Source organism: Bifidobacterium sp. UBA6881, assembly GCA_002451435.1.
Taxonomy (GTDB): Bacteria; Actinomycetota; Actinomycetes; order Actinomycetales; family Bifidobacteriaceae; genus Bifidobacterium.
The window spans coordinates 2,188-6,528 of sequence record DKCF01000066.1 but is presented as its reverse complement, the minus strand read 5'-3'; the positions used below and the strand labels follow the sequence as shown (position 1 = coordinate 6,528).

The 4,341-nt window shown below is 60.6% G+C and carries 2 protein-coding genes; one reads left to right on the top strand and one right to left on the bottom strand.

Annotation, left to right across the window (positions count from 1 at the left end; all coding sequences use genetic code 11):
- Window positions 1-58 precede the first annotated feature (58 nt).
- Window positions 59-3,649, bottom strand: coding sequence for a DNA polymerase III subunit alpha (gene dnaE, locus B3C64_RS04850; RefSeq protein WP_291534118.1), 3,591 nt, complete (start codon window positions 3,647-3,649; stop codon window positions 59-61).
- Between the two features lie 326 nt (window positions 3,650-3,975).
- Between dnaE and B3C64_RS04845 the strand changes: the two genes are divergently transcribed.
- Window positions 3,976-4,341: hypothetical protein (locus B3C64_RS04845; RefSeq protein WP_291534117.1), on the top strand; the 366-nt coding region annotated here is incomplete at its 3' end.

Genomic DNA, 4,341 nt, shown 5'->3' with positions numbered 1-4,341 from the left:
GGTGCGGTTTCGGCAAACGCACCCGCCATGGCTGGAAAAGCTTATTCCGAAATCCTCATCAGGCAAGCGGCAGGGCGCTGGGGCCGAAAAGGATCTTGATCTCGGCGAACAGCGAGGTGTCCCGCTTCACGCGGAAACGGTCGCCGAACGTCAGCACCTTGGCGTTGCCCTTGTCGTCCATGAGCGCGAGCTTCACCTCGCATGGCCCCGGATGGTTCGACAGGATCTGCCCAAGCTGCATCACATGCGGCCGATCCAACGCCACCGGCGGCAACGTGATGATCAACGGACGCTCGTCCTGCGCCTCCAATGTGGGCACGGTGAATTCGGTGGCGCGCATGCTGACCGTCTCGTCGCGCTTCTCCACCTGGCCCCGGATCTGCACCACCGTGTCGATGGCGAGTTCGGGTGCCGCGGCCTCGTACACCTTGCCGAAGAACATGCATTGGATGGAGGTCTCCAGGTCCTCGATGGTCACGATGGCCCACGGATTGCCCTTCTTCGACACCCTGCGGTCCACATTCGTGATCAGTCCGGCCACGGTGACCTGCTGTCCATCGGGCATGGTGTCGGCGCGGTTGACGAGTTGGGCGATCGACATGTCGCGCAGCGAGGCAAGCACGGACTGCATGCCGCTCAGCGGGTGGTCGGAGACGTACAGGCCGAGCATCTCGCGTTCGAAGTTCAGTTTGGTCTTCTTGTCCCATTCCTCCACGTCGGGCACGTTCACCATGGCGTCGCCCATGGAGGAATCGTCACTGCCGGAATCCTCCAGATCGGAGAAGAGGTCGAACTGGCCCTCCGCCTGCTTGCGTTTCAATCCGACCACCGAATTGATCGCCGTCTCGTGGATGGTGAACAGCGCGCGACGGTTCGGGTCGATCGAATCGAACGCGCCCGCCTTGATCAGTGATTCCACCAGACGCCGGTTCAGCGCCTCCAAGGGCACGCGTCTGACGAAATCGATGAAGTTCACGTATTTGCCACGTTCGCCGTTGCGTTCCTTGATGATCGCGTCCACGGCGTTCTTGCCGACGTTGCGGATGGCTCCGAGGCCGAATCGCACGACGTCGCCGACGGCGGAGTATTCGTAGACCGATTCGTTCACATCGGGGGAAAGCACCTGGATGCCCATGCGACGTGCCTCGCCCAGATACAGCGCGGTCTTGTCTTTGTTGGTGCTCGCGCCCTGCAGCAGGGCCGCCATGAACTCCACCGGGTAATGCGTCTTCAGGTACGCGGTCCAATAGGAAATCAGGCCGTATGCCGCGGAATGGGCCTTGTTGAAGGCGTAGCCGGAGAACGGGACCAGAATATCCCATACGGCCTGCGCCGCCTCCTGGGAGTATCCATGCTCCTTCATGCCCTGGAAGAACGGGATCTTCTCCTTGGCCAGCACCTCGGGCTTCTTCTTGCCCATCGCTCGACGCAGCACGTCTGCCTTGCCCAGCGAATATCCCGCCAGGATTCGCGCGGCGGACTGCACCTGCTCCTGGTACACGATCAGACCGTAGGTCTCATCGAGCACCTCCTTGAGCGGTTCGGCCACTTCCGGATGGATCGGCGTGATCTTCTGCAATCCGTTCTTGCGCTTCGCGTAGTTCGTATGCGAGTCCATATCCATCGGGCCCGGTCGGTACAACGCGATCAATGCGGAGATGTCGTTGAAGTTGTTCGGCTTCAGCGTCTTCAGCAGCGAACGCATGCCGTCGGAATCGAGCTGGAACACGCCAAGGGTGTCGCCGCGCGACAGAAGGTCGTATGTGGCGCGGTCGTCCAGTGGAATCTTCGTGTGGTCGATGCGCTGCTTGCCGTTCGCCTCGATGTTGTTCAACGTGTCGCGGATCACCGTCAAGTTGGATAGACCGAGGAAATCCATCTTGACCAGTCCGAGCGTTTCGCAGGTGTGGTATTCGAGCGTGGTGGTGACGGTGCCGTCGGTTCGTTCCAGCAATGGGGATGTGTTGCTGATCGGTTCGCTACCCATGATGGTGGCGCAGGCGTGCACACCGGTCTGGCGGATCAGGCCTTCGATGCCCATCGCCTCGTCCGTGACGCGTTTCGCGTCAGGATCGGAGCTGTACAGCTCGCGGAATTCGCGGGCCTCGGCGTATCGTTTCGACGTCGGGTCGAAGATGTCGTGCAGAGGGATGTCCTTGCCGCCGGTCTGCGCGGGTGGCAGCGCCTTGGTGATGCGTTCGCCGACCGAGAACTCGTATCCCATGATTCGGGCGGAGTCCTTCAACGCCTGCTTGGTTTTGATGGTGCCGTAGATCACGCACTGCGCCACTTTGTCACGCCCGTACTTTTCACCGACGTAGTCGAGCACGCGGCCACGGCCGTCCGGGTCGAAGTCCACATCGATATCAGGCAGCGAGACGCGTTCCGGGTTGAGGAATCGTTCGAAGATCAGACCATGCTTGATCGGGTCCAGTTCGGTGATGCCCATCGCGTACGCCACCATGGCGCCTGCCGCGGAGCCACGGCCCGGCCCCACCATCACGCCGTGCGATTTCGCCCAATTGATGTAGTCGGCCACGACGAGGAAGTAGCCGCAGAACTGCATCTGGCAGATCACGCCGCATTCGTAATCGGCCTGCTTGAGCACCTCGATGGGCGGATTGCCGTCGTAGCGCTTTTCGAGGCCCTCCTCCACCTTCTTGAGGAACAACGAGGTCTCGTCCCAGCCTTCGGGGCAGTCGAACTGCGGCATGAACGCGCCGTCCTCGTGGTCGTCGAACATGACGTTGCATCGTTCCGCGATCTCCAACGTGTTGTCGCAGGCGCCCGGCAGGTCTTTGAAGAGTTCGCGCATCTCCTCGGCGGGTTTGATGTAATAGCCGGTGCCGTCGAATTTGAACCGTCCCGGTTCGTCCAGCGTGGAACCGGAGTTGATGCACAGCATGGCGTCCTGCGCGCCGGCATCCTCGGCGCGCACATAGTGGGAATCGTTGGTGGCGAGCAGCGGGGCGTTCAGCTTCTTCGCGATCTCCAGCAGGTCGTTGGTCACCTGCTGTTCGATGTTCAGCCCGTGATCCATGAATTCGACATAGAAATTGTCGCGTCCGAAGATGTCCTGCAATTCGCCGGCCGCGCGCAGCGCCTCGTCGAATTGCCCCAGACGCAGCCTGGTCTGGATGATGCCCGAGGGGCATCCGCTGCCGACGATGATGCCTTTCGAATATTTGGAGAGGATCTCCTTGTCCATTCGGGGGTAACGCATGACGCGGCCCTCAAGATTCGCGTCGGTGGAGGCCTTCATCAGATTGACGAGGCCCTCGTCGTTTTCCGCCCACATCGTCAGGTGGGTGATCAGGCCACCGCCCGACACGTCGTCGGGGTTGCGCCTGCGATGCATCGGATCGACATCCGGATTCCAATTCGTATCCCAGCTGACTCGCGTCGGATCCTGACGGGCGGTTTCCGGCGTCACGTAGGCCTCGATGCCGATGATCGGCTTGACGCCGGCCTTGACCGCGTTGCTCCACAGTTCGTATGCGCCATGCATGTTTCCGTGGTCGGTAAGGCCCACCGCGGGCATGCCCAATTCCTTGACGCGCTTCACCAGATCCGGGATTTTCGAGGCGCCGTCCAACAACGAATAATGCGTATGGTTGTGCAGATGTACGAAGTTTCCGGAAGTAGCCATGCGTTCCAATCTACCTGCGCTTGCTGACTTCCCATGCCCGTCATGCCCGTATGGGCGAATGCTCCGGAACGCGGCAAGGTCATCGGTCTGACGCGCGGGTCGAATCGTCATCGAATCTCGTAGTGCTGCGCGCGACGCGCCGAAGGACCATGAAAAGTCCGCCGACTTGTACACATTCGCCATCGAGCTGGACACCGACGTCGTCGCCGTTCTATAGTGCCGTCAACCATCTGCTTCGCCAACGCCGGAAAGTCCCGTATCCATACCGGCCAGACCGTATCAATCGGACACCGTCACGCAAATGCCGACATGCCAACGGAGGAATCATGAAAACCAAAAAACTTCGCGTCCTGCGCATCCTATGCGCGGCGTTCTTCATAGCGGGCGTACTTTCCGGATTGGGCATATACGACTGCTCCCGGTATCTGCATCGAGGCGAGTACTATCCCCTGGACCTGTTCGTGTTCCTCGGAGCCATCGCCTTGACGATACTGTGCCCGTTCCTGTTTCTGACGTCGCTGGTATTGCTCATCGTATCGATCGTCGTCAAATCGGAGATACAGCAGGAGCGGATTTTCGCGCAATGCCCGCCGCCTGTGGACCATCCGTCGCCTGTGGCAGGGAACCAGACGCCGTATGGGAATCAGCCCGGCAGGGCGTGGCCGATGAATCCACCGGCCACATGGCAATCC